This is a genomic window from Enterobacter cloacae complex sp. SHL001 (assembly GCF_049236825.1).
GTDB lineage: Bacteria > Pseudomonadota > Gammaproteobacteria > Enterobacterales > Enterobacteriaceae > Enterobacter > Enterobacter hormaechei_C.
Genome location: NZ_JBMKIP010000004.1, coordinates 281,271 through 304,236, shown reverse-complemented (window position 1 = coordinate 304,236; position 22,966 = coordinate 281,271). Strand labels below are relative to the sequence as shown.

Annotated in this window: 21 protein-coding genes; 12 read left to right on the top strand and 9 right to left on the bottom strand. The window is 55.4% G+C overall.

What is annotated here, in order from left to right:
• Positions 1-82: 82 nt before the first annotated feature.
• Complete coding sequence (gene foxA, locus ACOTYH_RS13585) at positions 83-2,191, top strand: ferrioxamine B receptor FoxA (protein WP_421637798.1); 2,109 nt, start codon at positions 83-85, stop codon at positions 2,189-2,191.
• 76 nt (positions 2,192-2,267) lie between these two features.
• Here the strand turns inward: foxA and ACOTYH_RS13580 are convergent, their stop codons facing one another.
• Positions 2,268-3,683, bottom strand: coding sequence for a PLP-dependent aminotransferase family protein (locus ACOTYH_RS13580; RefSeq protein WP_026080655.1), 1,416 nt, complete (start codon positions 3,681-3,683; stop codon positions 2,268-2,270).
• Between the two features lie 176 nt (positions 3,684-3,859).
• Between ACOTYH_RS13580 and ACOTYH_RS13575 the strand changes: the two genes are divergently transcribed.
• Positions 3,860-4,021, top strand: a complete 162-nt coding sequence (locus tag ACOTYH_RS13575) for a DUF1127 domain-containing protein (protein WP_015572572.1) — start codon at positions 3,860-3,862, stop codon at positions 4,019-4,021.
• 85 nt (positions 4,022-4,106) lie between these two features.
• Here the strand turns inward: ACOTYH_RS13575 and ACOTYH_RS13570 are convergent, their stop codons facing one another.
• Complete coding sequence (locus ACOTYH_RS13570; protein WP_017694575.1) at positions 4,107-5,495, bottom strand: PLP-dependent aminotransferase family protein; 1,389 nt, start codon at positions 5,493-5,495, stop codon at positions 4,107-4,109.
• Positions 5,496-5,597: 102 nt separating this feature from the next.
• Between ACOTYH_RS13570 and ACOTYH_RS13565 the strand changes: the two genes are divergently transcribed.
• From ACOTYH_RS13565 to ACOTYH_RS13540, 6 genes are all read left to right on the top strand, one after another.
• Complete coding sequence (locus tag ACOTYH_RS13565; RefSeq protein WP_010427243.1) at positions 5,598-6,077, top strand: carboxymuconolactone decarboxylase family protein; 480 nt, start codon at positions 5,598-5,600, stop codon at positions 6,075-6,077.
• 259 nt (positions 6,078-6,336) lie between these two features.
• Positions 6,337-6,660: an antibiotic biosynthesis monooxygenase family protein gene (locus tag ACOTYH_RS13560; protein WP_032652462.1), complete on the top strand. Its 324-nt coding sequence runs from the start codon at positions 6,337-6,339 to the stop codon at positions 6,658-6,660.
• Positions 6,653-7,372: an ArsR/SmtB family transcription factor gene (locus ACOTYH_RS13555; protein WP_058688944.1), complete on the top strand. Its 720-nt coding sequence runs from the start codon at positions 6,653-6,655 to the stop codon at positions 7,370-7,372. Before ACOTYH_RS13560 ends, ACOTYH_RS13555 begins: the two co-directional genes overlap by 8 nt.
• A gap of 149 nt (positions 7,373-7,521) precedes the next feature.
• Positions 7,522-7,992, top strand: a complete 471-nt coding sequence (locus ACOTYH_RS13550; protein ID WP_032647140.1) for a MarR family winged helix-turn-helix transcriptional regulator — start codon at positions 7,522-7,524, stop codon at positions 7,990-7,992.
• Complete coding sequence (locus ACOTYH_RS13545) at positions 7,989-9,056, top strand: HlyD family secretion protein (protein WP_100160624.1); 1,068 nt, start codon at positions 7,989-7,991, stop codon at positions 9,054-9,056. The genes ACOTYH_RS13550 and ACOTYH_RS13545 overlap by 4 nt, the downstream gene beginning before the upstream one ends.
• Positions 9,046-10,122, top strand: a complete 1,077-nt coding sequence (locus ACOTYH_RS13540) for a DUF2955 domain-containing protein (protein WP_015572578.1) — start codon at positions 9,046-9,048, stop codon at positions 10,120-10,122. The genes ACOTYH_RS13545 and ACOTYH_RS13540 overlap by 11 nt, the downstream gene beginning before the upstream one ends.
• Here ACOTYH_RS13540 and ACOTYH_RS13535 read toward each other — a convergent pair.
• The 3 genes from ACOTYH_RS13535 to ACOTYH_RS13525 are packed head-to-tail and all read right to left on the bottom strand — an operon-like array spanning position 10,119 to position 12,838.
• Positions 10,119-11,390 (bottom strand): DUF445 domain-containing protein, encoded by a 1,272-nt coding sequence (locus tag ACOTYH_RS13535; RefSeq protein WP_015572579.1) that lies wholly within the window; start codon positions 11,388-11,390, stop codon positions 10,119-10,121. The genes ACOTYH_RS13540 and ACOTYH_RS13535 overlap by 4 nt on opposite strands.
• A 3-nt stretch (positions 11,391-11,393) precedes the next feature.
• The gene (locus ACOTYH_RS13530; RefSeq protein WP_017383862.1) at positions 11,394-12,047 is read right to left on the bottom strand and encodes a LysE family translocator; all 654 of its coding nucleotides are present in this window, start codon (positions 12,045-12,047) and stop codon (positions 11,394-11,396) included.
• Positions 12,048-12,085: 38 nt separating this feature from the next.
• Complete coding sequence (locus tag ACOTYH_RS13525; protein ID WP_058688946.1) at positions 12,086-12,838, bottom strand: helix-turn-helix domain-containing protein; 753 nt, start codon at positions 12,836-12,838, stop codon at positions 12,086-12,088.
• Between the two features lie 153 nt (positions 12,839-12,991).
• On the opposite strand from ACOTYH_RS13525, the gene ACOTYH_RS13520 reads away from it, so the two are divergent.
• Positions 12,992-14,362, top strand: coding sequence for an NAD-dependent succinate-semialdehyde dehydrogenase (locus ACOTYH_RS13520; RefSeq protein WP_017694568.1), 1,371 nt, complete (start codon positions 12,992-12,994; stop codon positions 14,360-14,362).
• Between the two features lie 181 nt (positions 14,363-14,543).
• Here ACOTYH_RS13520 and ACOTYH_RS13515 read toward each other — a convergent pair whose 3' ends face one another.
• Complete coding sequence (locus ACOTYH_RS13515) at positions 14,544-15,089, bottom strand: YfaZ family outer membrane protein (RefSeq protein ID WP_006810254.1); 546 nt, start codon at positions 15,087-15,089, stop codon at positions 14,544-14,546.
• A 411-nt stretch (positions 15,090-15,500) separates the two neighbouring features.
• Between ACOTYH_RS13515 and ACOTYH_RS13510 the strand changes: the two genes are divergently transcribed.
• From ACOTYH_RS13510 to ACOTYH_RS13500, 3 genes are all read left to right on the top strand, one after another.
• Positions 15,501-16,859 (top strand): esterase-like activity of phytase family protein, encoded by a 1,359-nt coding sequence (locus ACOTYH_RS13510; protein WP_127348473.1) that lies wholly within the window; start codon positions 15,501-15,503, stop codon positions 16,857-16,859.
• A gap of 220 nt (positions 16,860-17,079) precedes the next feature.
• Positions 17,080-18,102: a glycosyltransferase family 8 protein gene (locus ACOTYH_RS13505; RefSeq protein WP_086626538.1), complete on the top strand. Its 1,023-nt coding sequence runs from the start codon at positions 17,080-17,082 to the stop codon at positions 18,100-18,102.
• Positions 18,089-19,357 (top strand): O-antigen ligase family protein, encoded by a 1,269-nt coding sequence (locus ACOTYH_RS13500; protein WP_421637778.1) that lies wholly within the window; start codon positions 18,089-18,091, stop codon positions 19,355-19,357. The genes ACOTYH_RS13505 and ACOTYH_RS13500 overlap by 14 nt, the downstream gene beginning before the upstream one ends.
• A 37-nt stretch (positions 19,358-19,394) precedes the next feature.
• On the opposite strand, the gene yjiA is transcribed toward ACOTYH_RS13500, so the two are convergent.
• The 3 genes from yjiA to ACOTYH_RS13485 all read right to left on the bottom strand — a co-directional run bounded on the left by yjiA (position 19,395) and on the right by ACOTYH_RS13485 (position 22,781).
• Positions 19,395-20,348 (bottom strand): GTPase, encoded by a 954-nt coding sequence (yjiA, locus tag ACOTYH_RS13495; protein ID WP_058688949.1) that lies wholly within the window; start codon positions 20,346-20,348, stop codon positions 19,395-19,397.
• Positions 20,349-20,358: 10 nt separating this feature from the next.
• Positions 20,359-20,562 carry a YbdD/YjiX family protein gene (locus ACOTYH_RS13490; RefSeq protein WP_003856610.1) on the bottom strand — a complete coding sequence of 68 codons (204 nt, stop codon included), beginning with the start codon at positions 20,560-20,562 and terminating at the stop codon, positions 20,359-20,361.
• Positions 20,563-20,627: 65 nt separating this feature from the next.
• Positions 20,628-22,781, bottom strand: a complete 2,154-nt coding sequence (locus ACOTYH_RS13485) for a carbon starvation CstA family protein (RefSeq protein WP_058688950.1) — start codon at positions 22,779-22,781, stop codon at positions 20,628-20,630.
• Between the last annotated feature and the right edge of the window lie 185 nt (positions 22,782-22,966).

The window sequence follows — 22,966 nt, the reverse complement described above, 5'->3', positions numbered from 1 at the left end:
TAGCATCGCGCATACGTAACCTGGCGGCACGCATAGCCGTTTGCACTCTCAAAAAGGTAATAATTCTTATTAACAATAAGAAATATCTCTGGAGAGGGTTATGTTTGCTAAATCGCGTCTGGCACTGCTGGTGGGATGGGTTACCGGTAGCGTTGCTTTTCCTTTACTGGCGCAGGATGCCCAAAAAACTGACACCGTGGTGGTGACCTCGCAGATGCAGTCTGCGGCCACCAAGCTTGAAACACCGGATATTGAAACCCCGCAGTCGGTCTCTATCGTCACTCGCGAGCAGTTCGAAGAGCAGGGCGCAACCAGCGTGCGTCAGGCCGTGAGCTACACGCCGGGGGTCTACAGCAACCAGATCGGGGCGTCAAACCGCTTTGACTACATGGTGCTGCGCGGCTTCTCGGACGGCAGCCTGGACAACGTCTACCTCGACGGCCTGAAGATGATGGGCGACACCAACTCCCACAGCTCGCTGGTGGTTGACCCGTGGTTCCTGGACAGTATTGAAGTCGTGCGCGGTCCGGCCTCCGTGCTCTATGGTCGCTCATCGCCGGGCGGGATTGTGGCGCTCACCTCCCGTAAGCCATCGTTCGATCCTGGCGGGGAGATCAAGCTCTTCGCCGGTAACAATAACCAGCGTGGGGCGATGTTCGACGTCACTGGCCCGGTTGATGATAACGACCGCGTGGCGGTGCGCCTCAGCGGGATGACCCGCTATGCCGATTCCCAGTTCGATCCGCTGAAGGAAGAGCGTTACGCCCTGATGCCGAGCCTGACCTGGCGTATCACCGACAACACCCGTCTGGATCTGATGGCCTACCTGCACCGCGATCCGGAAGGCGGCAGCCACTCCGGCCTGCCATATGAGGGCACCGTTGTACCGCACAGCGGTAAGAAAATCTCCAACACCTTCTTCGAGGGCGAGGACGATTACGACAAGTACGATCGTCGGGAAAACATGGTCGGCTATAACATTGAGCACCTGTTTGACAGCGGCTGGTCCGTGCGCCAGAAGCTGCGCTACCTGCACACCAAAGTCGAGCTGAACCAGGTGTATGCCGCAGGCTGGCTGAATGACACCGAGCTGAACCGCGGCTATTCCGGCTCCGACGAGAAGATGAACGCCATCACCCTGGATAACCAGGTCGACGGCAGCTTCGATACCGGGGCGGTAAACCACCGCGTGCTGATCGGCATGGACTACCAGGACCGCACCAACAACGTCACCGGCTACTACGGCGGCTTCCCGCCGATTGACGCTTTCCATCCTGTTTACGGCGCGAAGCCGGACTACATCACCCAGTACAGCAGGGAAAAACACAAGCTGCGCCAGACCGGCTACTACCTACAGGATCAGATGTCCATTGACCGCTGGCACCTCACGCTGGGCGGGCGTTACGACCAGGTGAGCGTGTCGAACGTCGACAACTTCAACCACACCCGCAGCGATCTGGATAAAAATAACTTCAGCAGCCGCGCGGCGCTGCTGTATCTGTTTGATAACGGCGTTGCGCCGTACGTCAGCTACTCTACCGCCTTTACGCCGACCAGCTTTGCCGACGAGCAGGGCAACATTTTGGATCCGATGAAGGGCAAGCAGTGGGAAGCGGGTGTGAAGTATGAGCCGGAGGGGATGAACAGCCAGTTCAGCGCCTCGGTGTTCCGCATTAACCAGAAGAACATTGCCACTAAAGAGGAGCCGACCGATCCGTACCGTTCCATCGGTGAAATCGAATCCGAAGGCGTTGAACTGGAGGCGATTGGTCAGCTGACCGACAGCCTGCGTATGCAGGCCGCGTACACCTACACGGATATTCGCTACAAGAAGAGCAGCCCGGAAGAGGAGGGCAAGCGCGCCGTTTATGCCCCGCGTAACATGGCCAGCGCCTGGCTGAGTTACGACGTCAAAACCGGCCCTCTGGACGGCCTGACCGTCGGCTCCGGCGTGCGCTATGTCAACGGGATCGCCAGCGATCGCCAGAACACCCATACGCTTCCGTCGTACACGCTGGTGGATATGACCGTGGGGTATGACCTGTCGAAAGTGGGGCTCACGGGCGTGAGCGCGCAGTTGAACGTCAATAACCTGACGGACAGAAGCTACGTCGCGGCGTGTAACTCGCTCTCTTACTGCTACTTCGGTGCAGAACGCAGCATTGTTGGCAGCGTTTCGTGGAAGTTCTGAGTCGTTGACCATTGCCCGGTGGCGGTTTCCACCCTCTCCCTTTGGGAGAGGGTTGGGGTGAGGGCAACAGGCCGCACTACTCCTCCATCGCAATCACAATTGCCTCGCCCATCTTCCTCAGCGCTTCGCGGTTCTTCTCCGTCGGCGGCAACGCCACGTTGATCCGCAGGCAGTTGCGGTACTTCCCGGAGGCAGAAAACAGCGACCCGGCCGCAGCCTGGATCTTCAGACGGCACAGCTGCTTGCTGACGCACACCATATCGACCGTCTCCGGCAGCTCAACCCACAGCAGGAAGCTTCCCTGCGGGCGGGTGACGCAAATCTCTGCCGGAAAATACTGCCGCACCCAGCAGGTATAGGTTTCCATATTCTGCTGATAAATCTGACGCATACGGCGCACGTGGCGATGGTAATGGCCGTCGCGAATAAACGCCGCCACCGCCATCTGCGTGCCCGGCACGTTAAACCCGCCCGCGGCGTACTTCATGTGCATCACCCGGTCGTAATAGCGCCCCGGCACGATCCAGCCGACCCGCAGGCCCGGCGCCACGGTTTTGGTAAATGAGCTGCATAAGAGCACGCGGCCATCTATGTCCATAGAATGAATGGTGCGCGGACGCGGGTACTCCGCCGCCAGCTCGCCGTAAATGTCATCCTCAACAATCACGATATCGTGCCGCTGTGCCAGGGCTAAGACCTGCTTCTTGCGAGACTCCGGCATGATAAACCCGAGCGGGTTATTGCAGTTCGGCACCAGGATCACCGCCTTGATCGGCCATTGCTCCAGCGCCAGCTCTAACGCCTCGATGCTGATCCCGGTCTCGGGATCGGTGGGAATTTCAATGGCCTTGATGTCAAAGCCGCGCAGCATCTGCATGGTGCCGTGAAACGATGGTGACTCGACTGCCACGATGTCACCCGGCTTGCACACCGAGAGCAGGGCGATCGACAGCGCGCCGTGGCAGCCGTTGGTGATGACAATCTCGTTTGCCGCCACGGTGGAGCCGCCATCCAGCATCAGACGGGCGATTTGCTCGCGTAGCTCCAGGCGCCCGTCGAGCACGTCATAGCTCAGCATTTCGCCCGGATTATGCTGCGCAATGCGGCTCATCTCACGCCACAGCGGCTTCAGGCTCGGTTGGTTAATGTCCGGTGAGCCGCCGCCAAAGGAGATCATCTCTTTGTCGGCGCGGGCGTCCAGCAGCATCATCACTTCGTCCCACTGGGTGACGTCCACGGGGCGCTGTACCGGGCGCGTCATCGCCGGGACGGGCGGCTGGGCTTTGCGTTTCGAGACAAAATAGCCGGAGCGCGGCTGAGGCGTAATCAGCTGGCGGTTTTCGAGGATCTGGTAGGCCTGCTGTATGGTGCTGATGCTCACGCCGTGCTCCTGGCTCAGCGTGCGTACCGACGGCAGACGTTCACCGCTGCGATACAGCCCTTGTTCGATACGTTCCGCCAGGAGGTTGGCCAGATGTTGATAGCGCGTCATGCTGTATCCTTTTTTTTCACCATACAGAGCATTAAACCAGTACAGATTGATGGGTAAACCACCATGCAGATACCGTTTTAGCGGATCTGTATGGTAAACAAAAGCGGTTTTTGAATCTGTATTGTACTGGCCGTTTTCCATGATGATAACTCCACTGGCACAGCGAGGATAGCATCATGGAATTCTACGAGAATCGTTCAAAACGTCCGTTTATCGCGTTTGTCTGGATAGCGAAAACGCTGCGTAACTGGTATCGCATCAACCGTACCCGCCGTATTCTGAGCCAGATGAGCGACGAGCAGCTCAAGGACGTCGGGTTATCGCGATATGATGTGTGAGCATAGGGTTGCCCGGTGGCGCTACGCTTACCGGGCCTACAGGAGACCGTAGGCCGGGTAAGGCGCAGCCGCCACCCGGCGGTTTTCAGCTCAACAGCGCAAGCGTCTGCCGTTTCGGCCTTTCCAGCAGCTCAACCGCCTCCTGATATGACCGCACGTTGTTATAGCCCATCACCAGCCCGTAGCGTTTGCCCGACCCGCGATACCACGCCGAAAGCGCATTGACCTGCAATTGCTGTTCCTGCCAGCAGCGGGCGATCTCCCGGTCAGCGCTTCCCTTTGCGAGGAACGCGACAATATGCATTCCACCGTCGTTTTGCTCGGTGAAGAACAGATCACCATAGACCTCACGCAGGGCGGCAATCATCCAGTCGCGGCGGGTTTGATAGAGCGCGCGCATCTTTTTCAGATGACGGAAAAAATGCCCCTCGTTGAGAAAGGCTGTGAGGATCTTTTGCGTCAGGACCGGCTGGCCGCTGGTGAGGATGTCCGCGCTGTCGGTAAACGCGCCGACGGTGCTGGCGGGCATCACCACGTAGCCCATGCGCAGTGAAGGCATGATGGTTTTGCTGAAGGTGCCCATAAAGATCACCCTGTCATGCTGGTCGAGGCTTTTCAACGACGGCAGCACTTTGCGGGTGTAGTGAAATTCGCCGTCATAGTCATCTTCGATAATCCACGCCTCGTTTTGTGACGCCCAGTCGAGCAGCTGCTGCTTGCGCGGCAGGGAGAGCGTCACCGCCAGCGGGCTCTGGTGCGACGGGGTAACGATGGCGAAGCGGGCATCGTGGTGATTACGCAGCAGGTAGTCCGTATCCATCCCTGCGCGATCGACCGGCACGGTGTGCAGGCGGGGCACAATGCGCTTGAGCAACTGCTGGCCCATAAAGTAGCCCGGATCCTCAAATACCACCTTATCGCTGCGGCTGGCGAGCGTGTCGAGGATCAGGCGCAGGCTGCCGCTGTAGCCGCTGGTGATCAGCACCTGTTCTGCGGTGCAGGACAACCCGCGCGAGATATTGAGATAGCGGGCAATTGCCTCGCGCAGCGGATACCAGCCCAGCACCGGCGGGTTGAGCATTTCATCCTGACGCATGGCGCGCGTCGCCTGGCCTGCCAGCAGCAGCCATTTTTTATAGGGGAAGCTGTCGAGCGCGGGAATGCCGGGGCGCAGAAAACCGGCCCGTTCGCGCTGGCTAATCAACGACGCCGGCAGCGTGCCGGTCGCTTGTTCTGCCGGAGCGTTTTGCGCGGGCAGCAGAAGATCCGGATTCACCCGCGTCCCGCGCGCGCCCTGGCTTACCAGATATCCTTCCCCCGTCAGAATGGCATAGGCTGTTTCAACGGTTTTTCGCGCCACCTTCAGCTCTTCAGCCAGCACGCGGATGGCAGGCACTTTGTCGCCGGGCTTCAGTACGCCGCGCGTGATGTTATCGCGATAGCGGGTATAAATGTCGTGATAGCCTGGCTTCATGTCCTACCTCATTTCAGGTTTTTTGTGTCTTTTTACTATGTCATTAACGGCGTAGATTTGCCTCATCGCATGATAAAAACCGCACAAAAAAGAGGAAAGACAATGAGCACCCGCGTAAACCACCACAAAGCCACACCTGCACTCGCCAACGCGCTTTCCGCCCTGAGCATGGAAGTGGCGAAAACCTCCATTGATCCGGCGCTAAAGCACCTGATCGATATTCGCGTCTCGCAGCTGAACGGCTGTACCTTCTGCCTGGATATGCATTCGAAAGAGGCCAAAATTGCCGGCGAGCGCGAGCTGCGCCTGTACCATCTGGCGGCGTGGCGGGAGTCGCCGCTGTTCAGCGCCCGCGAGAAAGCCGCGCTGGCCTTCACCGAAGCGCTGACCCAGATTGGCGTTCACGGCGTGAGCGACGCGCTGTACCGCAGCGTGGCGGAGCACTTCTCGGACGTGGAGATTTCAGAGCTGAACTTCGCCATCGTAGCGATCAACGCCTGGAACCGCCTGGGCATTACCTCCCGCATGGAGCCGGGCTCGCTGGATGCGGCATATGGGCTGAACAAGGCTAACCTGGAGTAATCCCGCGCCCGCGGATTATCGCCACCAGCGCCCGTAAGCCTGGCGGGACGTGACGATGGCGAGTGGGGGATTCGGGCGTTTATGGAGCCGAGGTCGATTGTGGGTTAAACCCTGCCCGGTGGCGCTACGCTTACCGGGCCTACAAAACACCGTAGGCCGGATAAGCGCAGCGCCATCCGGCAAACACTTCGCTCCATACCGAAGCATCCACACCATTAGTCCCGCATTCTCTCCATATCATCACAACGGAGAGACCTTCATGATCGCAGTCCTTTTCGAAGCTAAAGCTGCACCGGCGCATCAGGCGCGCTATCTTCAACTTGCCGCAGAGCTTAAGCCTTTGCTGGCCGATATCGACGGCTTTATTGATATCGAACGGTTCCAGAGCCTGACGACCGACGGCAAAATCCTGTCCCTTTCCTGGTGGCGGGATGAAGAGGCCGTCCGCCGCTGGAAGCAGAATGTCTTCCATCAGGCCGCGCAGGCCGAAGGCCGGGCGTCGATTTTTTCTTTCTACCGTATTCGCGTGGCGCAGCTGATGCGGGAGTACAGCTCCGAAACGGGAGGGCACGCGGATGTATGACGTTCATGTGATTTTCGACAACAGGCCCGGCGAGCAGGGTGAAATTGCGGCGGCGCTGGAACAGGCCATTGCCGCTGTAGCGGCTACAATGGCCGATCCGTCGCGCGTGAAGATGCTCTGTGCTCTGATGGACGGGCGGGCGTGGACGGCTACAGAGCTGAGCGTGGCGGCAGACGTTGCGCCGTCGACCGCCAGTGGGCATCTGGCGCGGCTGGTGGAGGGAAAGTTGATTACCTGCCTGTCTCAGGGGCGGCATCGCTACTATCGCCTGGCGGGACACGACGTGGCGGCGCTTGTCGAGCAGATGATGGGGCTCTCCTGGAGCCGCATCACGCCGCCGGAAACCTCCGCGCCAAAAGCCCTGCGCGAAGCACGAACCTGCTACGACCATCTTGCCGGAACGGTGGCGGTGCATATCTATGAATTCATGCAGGCGGAAGGCTGGCTTGAGGCAGACGGTTCAGCGCTCACGCTACATGGCCGCGAGCAGTTTCTGAAGCTTGGTATTCCGTTAAATCCCAATACCCGTCGCAAGGCGTGCTGCGCCTGCCTGGACTGGAGCGAGCGGCGGTTTCATCTTGGCGGTGAGGCGGGCGCTGCGCTGTTGATTTATCTGGAAAGCAAAGGCTGGATCCAGCGGGTGGCGGGGTACAGGGAGGTGGTGGTGACGGCTTCGGGGAAAAGTGCCGTCAGGAAGCATTTTAGCCGCTAAACGCCGTTGCGGGCTGATGCCCTCACCCCGACCCTCTCCCACAGGGAGAGGGAGAACATCGTTTCGCAATTCCTGCTCTTTCACCTCGCGTTTCTTGATACTTACCCTGATAACTATTATCGTAATGGCGTACTACGAGAGGATTCCCCATGAGTGAAGAAGATCTGTTTAACCGCAGGCCGATGGGCATGCGGATGGCGATGATCGTGCGTCAGTGGCGCGCAGTCATCGACGACGCCATTCTCGACACCGGGTTAACCCAGTCGAGCTGGACGGTGATGATGCAGCTTCATCAACTCGGGGATAACGTCTCGGTCAGCGAGCTGGCGGAAGTGCAGGGGATTGAACTGCCTCCGCTAATGCGTACGCTGACACAGCTGGAAAAGCAGGGCTACCTGCTGCGCACCGTCTCGCCGTATGACAAGCGTATCCGGCTGCTGACGCTGACGCCTGAGGGAAAAGCCATTCTTGAAAGGCTCTCTCAGGTGATTGAGACGTATCAGGCGCGCGTATCGCAAAACATCGCGCCGGAACATCTCGATATTTTCAGCGCCACACTCAATCAAATCGCCTGCAATTTGCGGACAATCCGCGAAGAAGATAATAAGACCGAAAAATAATGACTCCTGAACAAAAGTTTGCCCGCTGGGTAAGGGTGAGTATTGCCTCTTTCCTGCTGATGTTTGTCTACTTTATCGTCGCGGATATCTGGATCCCGCTGACGCCGGACTCCACCGTGATGCGCGTGGTGACCCCGGTGTCTGCCCGCGTCTCCGGGTATGTGGCGGCGGTACATGTCCACAACAATAGCCAGGTTAAGAGAGGCGATCTGCTGTTTGAGCTCGACGCCACGCCGTTTCGCAATAAGGTCGAAGCGGCGCAGATTGCGCTGGAACAGGCGCGTCTGTCTAACGATCAGCTGGACGCGCAGATTGCCGCGGCGCAGGCCAGCCTGAAAACCGCGGTGCTGACGGCGCGTAATGACAAAGTGACCTTCGACCGCTACCAGAAACTGAGCACCTTGCAGAGCGTGTCGCAGGCGGATCTGGATAAGGTCCGTACCACCTGGCAGAGCAGCGAGCAGTCCGTCAGCTCGATTCAGGCGAATATTCATAACCTGCGCATTCAGCGCGGCGAGCGGGACGAGCACCACAACGTGACGCTGCAAAAATACCGTAACGCGCTGGATGAAGCGGAGCTGAATCTTGGCTGGACGAAGGTCTACGCCGAGGCGGACGGCACGGTCAGTAACCTGCAATTAAGCCCCGGTTTTTACGCCTCGTCCGGTTCGGCTGCGCTGGCGCTGGTGAACACCCGGATCGATATCGTGGCGGATTTCCGCGAGAAGAGCCTGCGGCATACCCACCAGGGGACCGACGCCGCCGTGGTGTTCGACGCCTTCCCGGGGCAAGTTTTCCGTGCCCACGTCACCAGCAGCGACGCGGGGATCCTCGCCGGACAGGAGGCCGTAAACGGTCAACTTTCTGAACCGGAAACCTCCAACCGCTGGGTGCGTGATGCCCAGCGTATGCGCATTCACGTGGCGCTGGACGAAGCCTTACCGAAGTCGCTGCCGACCGGCGCGCGCGCCACCGTGCAGCTCTACAATAGCGAAGGGCCGTTTGCGCGATTCTTCTCCGGGATGCAAATCCATCTGGTGAGCCTGCTTCACTATGTCTATTAGCACCCTGGCGCGGGTATTTACCCCGCACGGCAACATCGTCTATACGGCAAACGACTTTCGCCAGACCCTGCGTATCGTCTTTGCCGGGATGATTGCGCTCAGTATTTCGAGTTTCTACAACACCAGCTACGGCGTGTTTTTTGTGGTCTATCCGATCATGCTGCTCTCGCTGGTGCCGGTGTTTAACCGCCACGTGGCGAAGCAGTTTATCTTCAGCGCCTCGCTGAACTGCATCGAAATGGTGTTTATCATCGGCTATCTGTCCCAGTGGCCGGTCATTATGACGCTGGTGGTGTTTGCCCTGTACGTGATGCGTTTTCGCTTTATGAGTAAGGGGCCGCTGTTCCTGTTCGGCTCGATGGGCGTGGTTTGCCAGAGCGTGATGCTCAACTTTATGAGCTACCCCACCACCAACTGGCACACGCTTTTATTCTCTAACATCGAAGCGAGCGTGATGGCGGTGTGCCTGAGCGCGCTGATGAACTACCTGCTGCCGGACGTGGAGCCGCGTAAGCCGCCGCCGCTGATCGAGAAAGATGACGCCCGCGTGCGCCACGAGTCTCTGCTCTCGGGCACCGTGGCGACGCTGATTTTCGTGGTGTTCCAGATGAGCGACTTAAGCGATTCTCTTTCGGCGCTGATGGCGGGCATTCTGATCCTGTTCCCGATGCACTATCGCGGATCGGTTATCAGCTCCATCTGGCGCGTAGTCGGCGTGGTGCTGGGGTGTCTTTATATCCTTGTCGTCCAGCTTATCCTCTACGATCACAGCAGCCATATGCTGCTGATGATGCCGCTGATTGGCCTTGGACTGGCGTTTGGCGCGCGTCTGCACGTAATGGAGAAGGTCGGCGCCGGGGTAGGCTTCGCCAGTATCACCACCATCGGCATTATGTTCGGGCAGAACATGCACCCGGACAGCGACCTGGTGTTCAGCGATCTGTACCGCATCACCTCCGTCACCTTCGCGCTGGTGGTCACGCTGACGATGGTCTTTCTGGTGCACCTGATCCTGAACCGCTTCGAGGCGACGCGCTACGTTATCGCGCCGCCAAAAGCAGATTAATGCCCCAGCACGGCAGGCAACTGCGAGAGCAGAAACAGGATCAGGCCAATTGTTCCGCCCACCAGGGTACCGTTAACGCGAATGAACTGAAGATCTTTACCGATATTGAGTTCTATCTGGCGTGACATGTCTTTGGCATCCCAGCTTTTCACCGTGTCGCTGATATGGCGCGTCAGGAACGCGGCGAAATCCGGCGCCACGCGGTGCGCGGCCTGCTCCAGATGCTCATTCAGCGACGCCCGCAGGCTGGCGTCGTTGGTCAGCGTTTCGCCAAACCACAGCCCGGCGTTGGCGATACGCTGCTTCACGCGGGAATCATCGCTCTGCATGTCATTTTTCAGCCACTGGCGCAGGTCAGCCCACATTTCCCCCAGATAGCGGTTAAAGGCTTCGTCATTCTTCAGGTAGTGTTTGATATTCTCGGCTTTCGCCGTCATCTCCGGATCGTTTTTCAGATTGTCGATGAACTTGATCGTGGCGCGGTCAAACGCCTGACGGATCTGGTGCGTGCGGTCGTGGCTGATATCGTCCAGCAGCGTGTTCACCGCGTTCGACACCATCTCCGCGCTTTGATCGCCCAGCCACTCGGTGGGCAGCACCATCGCCTTGCGCGGATGCTCGGTCTTAAGCCAGTGGACGATCTGGTCGGCAATAAATTCCCGCGTGCTTTCCCGCTGAATCAGGGTAATCAGGCGGTTGATGATGGCGTCCAGCAGCACCTGGTGACGGTTGTTTTTGGTCATGCTTTCCAGCATGACGGCGCTGGTCTCGGTTAGATCGACTTTGTCGATAGCCTTGTGCACGGCGCGTTTGAGCAGGCGCTGAATGCGTCCATCGTCGGTAAGTTCCAGAAAACCGCTCATCACCTGCACCAGATGCTGCCCCACGCGCCGGGCGTTATCGGGCTGGCTGAACCAGGTCCCAATCATCTGTGCGGGCTCGTAGCGACGGATAAGATCGACAAGGGATTGCGTATCGAGAAACTTTTCCTGCACGAACTGGCCGAGATTGTCGCCGATGCGGTCTTTATTGCGCGGGATAATCGCCGTATGGCGCGAGATAAAGGGAATTGGCACCCGGCGGAACAGCGCGACAACGGCAAACCAGTCCGCCAGCGCGCCGACCATCGCCGCTTCGGCAATGGCCTTTACGCCGCGCACCCAGAAGGTTTGCGGCAGGAACAGAGTGGTGATAAACGCTGCGACGGCAATCAGCAGCAGCGACAGCGCGAGAAGCTTGGCGCGTTTGAGTTCGGTATGTTTTTCCATGGGTTAAGGATAGAGGGATACGGGGGAAAAGTGCAAAAACCGCCACAGCACCCACCCACCAAACCCCATCAACACCACCCCTGCCGTGCGCTCTATCAGCCAGAGCGAACGGCTGAGCTTTCGCTGAACCGCCGGTAACCCCATCAGGGATATCAGCGCCAGATCCCATACCAGCACCACCATCACCATCCAGACGCCGCAGGTCGCCTGCTGAAGCAGCGTGACGTCCGGCCCGAGTAACGCTGTCATTAGCGCCAGGTAGAACAACGCGTTTTTGGGATTTAACAGCGCCGAACCCAGCCCCAGCAGGATTTGCTTACGCAGAGAAGGGCAGCGCTGGCGGGGTTCTTCCAGCGCCAGCGGCTGCGGGCGGCTGCGCACAAGGTGCGAGCCAATCCACAGCAGGTACAGCGCGCCGGACAGTTCGATAAGCGTAAACAGCCACCCAAACTGGCGCAGCGCGCTCCAGCCGATAATCACCAGTAAGATATACAACCCGTTACCTGCTGCGATGCCGAGACACAATCCGGCGCTGCCGCGCAGCCGGTAGCGGGCGGCGTAGCCTACCAGCAGGAAGAAGTCCGGGCCCGGGCTTAACAGGGCAACAAAATGCGCCAGCGCCAGGGCAAGAAAGGCGGAGGGAAATAACAGTTCCATAGCGACCTCAGTGACAAATCTGAGGTCACCTTACGACGTTACGTATCCTGATTATTGTCTGATATTGATCGGCCCGTGGCGTACTGGCGCGGCGTGGCAGCGGTATAATTCACGAAGGTCTTATGAAAATGACTCTGGTCGGCAAACCCGCTCTGGTAGCCCACGTCGGCGATATTATCCCCCGCGCGCAGCCGCGCTTTGGCGTACTCCACGCGCGAAATGTTGAGGAAACTGCCCGGCGTCAGGCCGGTATCCTGCCTGAAAGTGCGGATCAGCGTCTCCTTGCGCAGTGAGAATCGTTGGGCGAGTTCGTCAAGGGAAGGCGGTGCGGCAAGGTCGGAGAGTAACGCCTGCTGAACCTGCTGGCTGGTTGAGCGAGGTGCATTCATCTCACCCGCGCAACGGGGAAGGGCAGAAAGCAGAGTCTCCACGGATGCGGAGGACATCGTCCCGACAACGGCAAGAAAGTGCTTAAAGAGCGTGGGATCGCGAATAACCTGTAGCGCCAGGGGAAGATCGGTGTCGATATAGAGCATATGGTAACTGCGCGGCTTCCCGGCAACGGGGTTGCAGCTGTGCGGGGCATAAGCCGGGATCACGATAAGATCACCGGGATCAAGATCGTACGCATTGCCATGACTTACGCAGCAGGTCTGGCCTTCCACAATCGCGCCGATGGAGAGCTGTGGATGGCAATGACGTTTATATGCCCGGGTGCTTTGCCACGTACTGCGCAGCTCAAGGCCTGCTGCGCGGTTAAAGGTCTGGCGGATGTGGCGGGTATCGGTCATAGGAACTCCATTGATGAGCATTTTTTATACCATGTCTGCGCATCGCCTGGCAGCGTCTTGTTAAGAACCCTCCGTATATACCCAACTTTACCTTCAAAGCCAGTCAGATTGACTACCCTTAATACCCTAAGCGGTAAAACAAGGAGATTCGATATGGCTTACCAGACAGTAAATCCTGCCACGAACCAGCTCATCAAAGAATATCCCTCTCACACTGACGCAGACGTTGAAGCGGCGCTGAAGGCAGCCGATGCGCTCTATCACTCCGACTGGGCGAAAGGCGACATAAGCCAGCGCCTGCCGGTGCTGCATAAGCTGGCGGACCTGATCGACGAACGCGTGGAGGATCTGGCGAAAATCGCCAGTCAGGAGATGGGTAAGCTCATCGAACAAAGCCGCGGCGAAGTGAAGCTGTGCGCGCAAATCGCCCGCTACTATGCGGACAACGCGAAGCAGTTCCTGGCCCCGGTGAAGTATGACTCTGAACTCGGGGAAGCATGGGTTGAACATCACCCCATCGGCGTGCTGATGGCCGTCGAGCCATGGAACTTCCCGTACTATCAGCTGATGCGCGTTCTGGCGCCAAACCTGGCAGCGGGCAACCCGGTGATCGCCAAGCACGCCAGCATCGTGCCGCACTGTGCAGAGACCTTTGCACAACTGGTACGTGAAGCGGGCGCGCCGGAAGGGGCGTGGACCAACCTGTTTATCTCGTCCGAACAGGTGGCGAACATTATCGCCGACGATCGCGTACAGGGGGCGGCGCTGACCGGTTCAGAAAAAGCGGGTAGCGTGGTTGCGGCACAGGCTGCGAAGCACCTCAAAAAATCGACCCTGGAACTGGGCGGGAACGATGTCTTCGTGGTGCTGGACGATGCCGACCTGGATAAAGCCGTGAAGATCGGCGTTAACGCGCGGCTGAACAATGCCGGGCAGGTCTGTACCGCGGCGAAGCGCTTTATCCTGCATGAAAAGATTGCAGACGCCTTCCTGAGCAAATTCACCGAGGCGTTTAAGCAGGTGAAAATTGGCGATCCGCTGGACGAAAGCACCACGCTGGGGCCGCTGTCGTCTAAAGATGCTCTGGAAACGCTGACCAAACAGGTTAACGAGGCGGTGAAAAATGGCGCGAAGCTGCACCATGGCGGCAAGCCGGTTCAGCGTGACGGAAGCTTCTTTGAGCCGACCATCCTGACGCATATCTCGCGTGATAACCCGGCGTACTTCGAGGAGTTCTTCGGTCCGGTAGCGCAGGTTTACGTGGTGAAAAGCGACGACGAAGCGGTCGCACTGGCTAACGATTCCCACTACGGTCTGGGCGGCGCGGTGTTCAGCCAGAACATCGAGCGCGCGAAGAAAATGGCGTCGCGCATTGAGACCGGGATGGTGTACATCAACTGGCTCACCGACACTGCGGCAGAGCTGCCGTTCGGCGGCGTAAAACGTTCGGGTTACGGACGCGAGCTGTCGGACCTGGGGATCAAAGAGTTTGTGAACCAGAAGCTGGTGGTCGTTCGCAAGTAATGCGGTAATAAAAAAAACCTGCCATCCGGCAGGTTTTTTATTAACGGTCGCATCGCCTTTCTTGCCGGGTGGCGCTGCGCTTACCCGGCCTACAATCAATGTGCAATAATTTTAATACATTGCACCCTTCATTGTAGGCCCGTGCAAGCGTAGCGCCGCCGGGCGAAACGCGCAAACAGGCTTAGAAGGACACTCCACCGCCTACATATGCACCATCGATCAGCGTGTGGTTTGGACGACCGTCTTTACCGTCTACGCTCACGTGGCGATAGCCCACTTTCAGCGTGACAGGTTTGACTGGCGTCCAGCTTACGCCGCCGTTAGCTTCAACATAGTTCTTCACGCTGTTGTTCAGGCCGTCTGGCGCCACATAACCTTCACCAAACACGTGAATGCTGTCCGTAAGCGCAACGTTAACGCCGCCGCCAATCGGGAATGCTACGCCGTTATCGCCTTTTTTCGGGCCGATGTAGATGGCTTTCGCGCCAGCGTTCAGCATCACCGGACCCACTTCCAGGTTGTAGCCTGCCCCAACGCCGCCGGTCTGGGTGCCGTCATCGGTGTTTTTCAGCCAGTTGCTCTCCGCATACAGGCCGGATGAGGATTTCCCCATTTCCAGATTGAGGTTAGTAAAGTTTTTACCCTGCTCAATGCTGCCACCCATGGCCAGTGCGGAGCCCGATACGGCGGTCAGAGCAGAAAGGATCAGGATGTTAAGTTTTTTCATGAGTGTTTCCTCGTCATTAAATTAATCTGAGGACACCTTAACAAGCGATGTTTATGACTGCAAATGTGATATGTCTCGCATTTATATGCTGTTTTTGTTGGGTTTTTGAATGGTAAATGTTGATGAGTTGTTTATATGGCAAATCGTCAATGTCCAATACATTCGCGTTTAGGGACAGTTTACATTCCTGGCTAAACGTAAAATGAACGAGGTGCAAATAGTCCTTCGCCATGAATTAATTGGGTTTCTAATAATTTCCAAAAGTATTTCAGCTGACACAGATAAAGACAGAGGTTTACATTTCTGGTGATTGATATACGTCCGTACGCGCCGCTTCGTTGCCATTACATGTCATTTTTCTGACACCTTTCTTCATTACGTTGTTGGCTTCACTTACTGGATGCTAACAATATGAAAAGAAAAATTATTCCTGTGCTAATCGGTTGTGCGCTCTCTTTCTCTGGCCTGGCGGCACAGCCAACCGCGGAGCGCTACGTCGTCAGCTTTCCCGAAGGCGCGCATGTCAAATACAGCGGTGCGTTTGCCAGCGCATTCCCGAACGGGCTCCCGGTGGGGATTGGTTCGGGTTTGTTATTCACGGGCAAGCAGGGCGATGCGCTGACGTTTGCGACCGTGACCGATCGCGGTCCTAACGCGGATTCGCCAAAAATGGGGAAAAGCGATGCCAAAATCTTTGCTACCCCGGATTTCGCCCCGCTGCTGATGACGATCCGTGTGCTAAACGGCAAAGCGGAGGCCGTGGACGCGCGACCGCTGCATGATGATAAAGGCGAGATCAACGGCCTGCCGCTGCAAAGCGGCGTGATTGGATCTACCAATGAAGTCGCGCTAAGCGACACCTTAAAAGTGCTGAAAGGCGATAACCGCGGGCTGGATACGGAAGGCATCACGCCGGACGGGAAGGGCGGTTACTGGCTGTGCGATGAGTATGGCCCGTTCCTGATTAACGTCGACAGTAAAGGGAAAATCCTCGCGATCCACGGTCCGCAGGCGACGGAAGGGGAGAAATCCATCGCGGGCGGTCTGCCAAACGTTATCAAATGGCGTCAGGCAAACCGGGGCTTTGAAGGGCTGACCCGCATGCCGGACGGACGCATTATCGCCGCCGTGCAAAGCACGCTGGATATCGACGGGAAGAGCAAAAAACAGGCGCTGTTTACGCGTCTGGTGAGCTTCGATCCGGCGACCGGGAAAACCGCGATGTACGGCTACCCTGTCGACAGCGCGGCCTACAGCAAAAACAGCGACGCCAAAATCGGCGACATAGTGGCGCTGGATAACCACACCATCCTGCTGATTGAACAGGGCGAGGATAAAAATGACGCAATGCGTAACCTCATCTACAGGGTTGATCTGAGCAAGGCGAGCGATCTGGCGGCCTTCGACAAGCCGGGCGAATACCCGGAGTTTGATGATGAGAAAACGCTGGCGCAGCGCGGCATCACGCTTGCGGAAAAAACGCAGGTGGTCGATCTGCGTGCGCTGGGCTGGCAGCAGGAAAAGGCCGAAGGGCTGGCGCTGATTGACAGCAAAACGCTGGCAGTGGCGAACGATAATGACTTTGGCGTGAAGGTGGCGATGCAGAAGCCAGTCGAAGGCAAGAAGCTCAAGGATTATAGGGTGAACGCGCAGGGGGCGCTGACGCTGGATGACAAACCGGTTGAAACCACCCTCAGCGTGAAGCCGTTGAAGAAACCGGAGTCCGACAGCGAGCAATGGATTGTGACGCTGCCGGAGGCGTTGAAATGAGAGCGGTTGGTTAATCGACCATTTCTAAAGTAACGCAGCACTATACCCATGCGTCTATGGGTATAGTGCTTTTTTATATGTTATTCAAAAGGTTAACCTGTCATTTTTTCCAAGATTATCATGTTTTGTATGATTGCTAAACAAATTAGAGAAAGTACTGGGGAAGGCAGCTATTATTTGTTATCTTATGTATTATAAGTATTTTTGAGCTCGATAAATAATGATGAACCCAACCATTCTTAATTTAAACGAAAATATATTGGGCGTGCAAGTAACGAATTTTAATCTCGATGTTGAAGTTCAATATTCAGCAGTTGTTTATGGTGTCGATGAAAATTTTCTAAAGCATTGTGGGATCTCGATGTTATCAATTGTGGAAAAAACTTCGGAAGTTCCATTGCATTTTTTCATTATTACAGATAAAAGCAATGAAGTTGAGTTTTCCAGATTGCAGTCTATTATCAAGAATACTCAACATGCACTGACAATTATTATTGTATCTGCTGACGCTCTGGATGTTTTTCCTAAGAATTCAATTTTCCCGGTCTCAATATATTTCCGTCTCCTGGCTCCGTATTTAATTAAAGAATATCGTTATTTTTTATATGTTGATGCCGATATTATAGCGCTGGATAGTATTTATGATCTATTAGAAAACCATAAGCCGATAAATAATATTTGTTGTGCTGTCAGGGAGCCGGAGCATCAGATTGCTCTTTCAGAATCTATTAATATGTCTGGTTGCGATTATTTTAATTCTGGCGTTCTTTATGTTGATGCCAGAACGTGGAATGAAAATAAAATATCGCAAAAAGTTTTTGAATGCTTACTGGAGCGCGGGGCTGACTTTAAGTATTTTGATCAAGATGCTCTTAATGTTGTCCTGAACGAAAAAATAATGTTTATAGATGGAAAGTATAATTGCCAAATAAAGGCGGGACACAAAAAGGTAGATTTCATGCGTGAACCACCCAATGAAACAGTTTTGTTACATTATGTTGGTAGCGATAAACCATGGCAGTTATGGAATCAACAGCAAATAAGCACCTACTATCGTAAATATAAAAAAATGTCACCCTGGTGTGATGTTGAAGATGTTAGTCCACGTTGTGCGAAAGAACTAAAGAAATGCTATAAAACGCTTAATAATAAGAAACAGTTTATTGAAGCTTTCTGTATGTTTGTTCGTTATCATTTGGCTCGTTTCTTGGAAAAAAGGCAAACTAAACATGTTAAGTCGTGAATACATTAAAAGGTTAAATGTTAACATTATTTTCATTCTTGTTGTGTTTACAGTTGGAAGCGATCTTTTTATAGAGGCTTATCCAAGAAAGCTATTTTACATGGGTTGTTATCTTTCTATTTTTGGCCTTCTTTTTTTGGAAAGTTGGAAGGGTTTTCGTCAATGGCTATTGAGTAATAAAATCGCAATAGCATTTTTGTTGAGCATTGTGCTTCTCGGTGCCAGTAAGCTAATTTGGTCGATGATATTTCCATCGACACATTTACAGGATATTAAAGATAATTATTATGCTGGCGGAAAGTTGCTCATCCTGTCAGGAGTAATGGCATTTTATTTGCTTAAATCCGTAAATGTAATTTCAATCCAAAGCTGGAAATTCGCTGCTTGCACTAGCGTTGTTCTAGGTTTAATCACCGTTTGGTTTGGTTACCAGGAGCAAGCGACTGGTATAACCAGAATTAAATTACTAGCCGATGCTGCTACGACTACTGCTTATATAATGGTTGTTCAGTCAGTTCTGTGTTTTTCTCTTATTAAAAAAGCAGTTTCAAATCAGCTTTACCGTACTGTATTTAACATTGCTACATTTTTCATATTCTCTTATTTATTACTGATGACAGAAACCAGAGGCGCTATAGGCACTTTTTTCATTGTCTGCTTCGTCCTGGCATGTTTTGAATTGAGAAATGTAAAGCCTCGTTATTGGTTTTTAGCATTACTGGCAATATCCATCATTGGCGGAGGTATAGCTTATAAGATGCAAAAGAGAATTGTTGAGGCTTATGATAACATCCAACAATTACAAAAAAATAATGCTAACACATCTTTAGGAGCACGTTTTGTTATGCTTGACGCAGGACAGCACGTAGCGAGTTTATCACTTTTTGGTCAGGATGCAGAAAAGCGTTATAATAATGCAAGAGAATATATTGAACAAAACTATAAAAGCGCGGAAGCAGTCAGGGCTATAAAATATCATTTCCATAATGATATAATTGAAAGCTTTAGCTTACAGGGCCTTTTAGGCGTCATTGCTATTATATTGTTTTATGTCACTGGTTTTTTAGCTTCCTGCGAAAAAAAGAATAAGTTTAATGTTGGGTTGCTGCTTTATATGTCAGCGCTATTTCTTATGGGATTGACAGATGTCCTCTTTATCCAACGAAATACAGCAATGGTAATTGGTGCTTGTGCTGTAATCTTACTTCTCTGCCAGAGAGATGAGAATAAAAAAATCGAAAATGTGAGACAGTAATTAAATCAGGGCCATTAAAAATTGGCCCTGATGTATCTTATTTTTTCAGCCCCGCAAACGCTGCCCGAATTTCCTCTTCCGGCAGCTGTATTCCAATAAACACCATCACGCTGTGCGGCGCTTCATCGTCCCACGGGCGATCCCAGTCGGCGCTGTACAGGCGCTGCACGCCCTGGAACAGCAGGCGGTTCGGCTCGCCGTCGATCCACAGCATCCCTTTATAGCGCAGCAGCTTGTCGGCAAATGACAGCAGCAGGTTCTCCATCACGCGGGAGACCTCGCTGATGTCCACCGGGTAGTCCAGCTCCACCACAATCGACGCCACGTCGTTTTGCTTGTCGGACATAAAGTGGAAGCGCGGTTTCGCGGTGACGTTCTCTTCCAGCATAAAGCCGTTGGTGTTGAACAGCTGAGCGAGATCGATATCGCCATGCGTCACCGTGTAAATGGGCGCACGCGAGTTGATGCGCGTCAGGCGCTCGCGCAGTTTTTCACTTTCACCCGCCACGTCGGTTTTGGTCAGCAGGATGCGGTCGGCGTAGCCAACCTGGGACTGGGCGATGGTGAACTGGTTCATCTGCTCGTCGGCGTGTACCGCATCCACCAGAGCGATGACGCCGTCCAGCAGGTAGCGCTGGCAGAGGATCTCATGGGAGAAAAAGGTCTGAATAATCGGGCCGGGGTCGGCCATGCCGGTGCACTCGATCACCAGTCGGTCGAAGTCGATGTCACCGCGATCGCGGCTGTCGAGCAGGTCCAGCAGGGCGTCTTCTAATTCGTTAGAGCGGGTGCAGCAGATGCAGCCGTTGGTCAGGGTTTTGATCTGGGTGGCGCGGTCGCCAATCAGCTGATCGTCAACGGAGACTTCGCCAAATTCGTTTTCGATGACGGCGATTTTGAAGCCGTGCTGCTCGTTCAGAATGTGGCGCAGCAGGGTGGTTTTACCGGCGCCGAGGAAACCGGTCAGCAGGGTAACGGCAATCGGGGTCATGGTTTCTCCTTTAGCAGCAGCGGACGCCGCCTTCTCCACTTCCGCCGTAGCGCGCTTCCTGACGCTCGCGGAAGAATTCAGTGTAGGTCATGTACGGCTTATCCGGATGGTTGGTCTTCATATGCTCAACGTAGTTGTCATAGTCCGGAATGCCAATCAGCATTTTCGCCGCCTGACCGAGGTATTTTTTTGCTTCGCCTAAGTTACCAAACATTGAGGGTTCCAGATAGAAGAAGCCCGGTGGCGCTACGCTTACCGGGCCTACAGTAACATGCTTAATTAATGGTGTGAGGAGGTCTTCACGCCGCCTTCCGGCACCGGTACGTACGGGGTCTCTTTGTCCGTACGGCCCTCAACGTTACGCACTTTCATCCAGGTTTTGATGCCGTAGAAGATAATGCTGTACACCACCACCAGGAACAAAATGCTCAGACCCGCGTTGGTGTAGTTGTTCACCACGATATGGTTCATGTTGGCAATCTGCTGCGCGGTCAGATCCGCGCCGCCTGCGGCAATCTTCTCTTTGTACTGGTTAGCCATGAAGAAGAAGCCTTCCAGCTGCGGGTTGGTGCTGAACAGTTTCAGACCCAGCGCCCAGGTAGTGCAGAGCAGCAGCCACAGCGCAGGCACCACGGTGACCCAGATGTATTTGGTGCGTTTCATCTTCACGAGGACAACGGTACCCAGCACCAGGGCCACAGCCGCCAGCATCTGGTTAGAGATACCGAACAGCGGCCACAGGCTCTTCACGCCGCCCAGCGGGTCAACAACGCCCTGATACAGCAGATAACCCCACAGGCCTACGCAGCCCGCAGTGCCCAGAACGCCGGCCACCAGAGAGTCGGTTTTCTTCAGGAATGGCACGAAGTTACCCAGCAGATCCTGCAACATGAAGCGGCCTGCACGCGTACCGGCATCCAGCGCGGTGAGGATGAACAGCGCTTCAAACAGAATGCCGAAGTGGTACCAGAAGCCCATGTCCGCCCACGGCAGCACTTTGTGGAACACGTGTGCGATACCCACCGCCAGCGTTGGCGCGCCACCTGCGCGGTTCAGCACGGACGGTTCGCCGATGTCTTTTGCGGTCTGCATGATCTGCTCGGGCGAAATCACGAAGCCCCAGGAGCTGACGGTCGCCGCCGCGTGCGCGCTGGCGTCTTTCAGCTGTGCCAGGATCAGCGCGGTATTTTCGCCGCCCATCTCATGCAGGTTTGGCATGGTAAGGCCGAGACCCGCCGGCGGGGTGTTCATCGCAAAGTACAGGCCAGGCTCGATAATCGACGCCGCAACCAGCGCCATGATCGCCACGAAGGATTCCATCAGCATCGCGCCGTAACCGATGAAGCGCGCGTCGGTTTCGTTGGCCATCAGCTTCGGCGTGGTGCCGGAGGCGATCAGCGCGTGGAAGCCAGACACGGCACCGCAGGCAATGGTGATAAACAGGAACGGGAACAGGGCGCCTTTCCACAGCGGACCGGTACCGTCAATGTACTGCGTCACCGCCGGCATTTTCAGCTCCGGGTTGATGATCACAATACCAATGGCCAGCCCGACGATAACGCCGATTTTCAGGAAGGTTGCCAGGTAGTCACGCGGAGCCAGAATCAGCCACACCGGCAGCAGCGCTGAGATGAATGCGTAGCCGATCAGCGCGAAGGTGATGGTGGTGTCTTTAAAGGTCAGCGCCGGACCCCAGTACGGGTCGTGCGCAATCACGCCGCCGAAGTAGATGGAGGCGACCAGCAGCACGATACCGATGATCGACACCTCGCCAACGCGGCCAGGGCGCAGGAAGCGCATGTAGATGCCCATGAACAGCGCAATCGGTACGGTAGAGCAGACGGTGAAGACGCCCCACGGACTTTCGGCCAGCGCTTTCACCACGATCAGGGCCAGCACCGCCAGGATGATGATCATGATCAGGAAGCAGCCGAACAGAGCGATCGTGCCTGGCACGCGGCCCATCTCCTCTTTGATCATCTCGCCCAGCGACGAACCGTTACGGCGCGAGGAGATAAACAGCACCATAAAGTCCTGCACCGCTCCCGCCAGCACCACGCCCGCCAGCAGCCAGAGCGTACCCGGCAGGTAGCCCATCTGCGCAGCCAGCACCGGACCGACCAGCGGACCCGCGCCTGCAATGGCGGCGAAGTGGTGACCAAACAGCACGTAACGGTTGGTTGGCACGTAGTTCAGGCCGTCGTTGTTAATAACCGCCGGGGTGGCGCGCGTCGGGTCGAGCTTCATAACCTTCTGCGCGATGTACAAGCTGTAGTAGCGATAAGCCACAAGGTAGACGGAAACCGACGCGACCACGATCCACAGGGCGCTGACGTGCTCGCCCCGGCGTAATGCGACAACCGCCAGACAGAAAGCACCGATGATCCCGAGGATGGCCCAGGGCACGTGCTTAAGTAGTTTTTTAGTATCCATAATAAGACCTGGTTTTTTATGTAAAGAAAAAAGGGTCAGGGTTCGTTGTGAGGAGGTATTGATTAATGCTGGAGCGATCGTGCCAGATCCTCGCGCGTGTAAAGCACGGTAAATGGGTGAGTGGTTGAAAGCGATGCGTGAGCGGTCAAAAGCGAGGGTGAGTGGTTAAGGCTCACCCCCGGTGG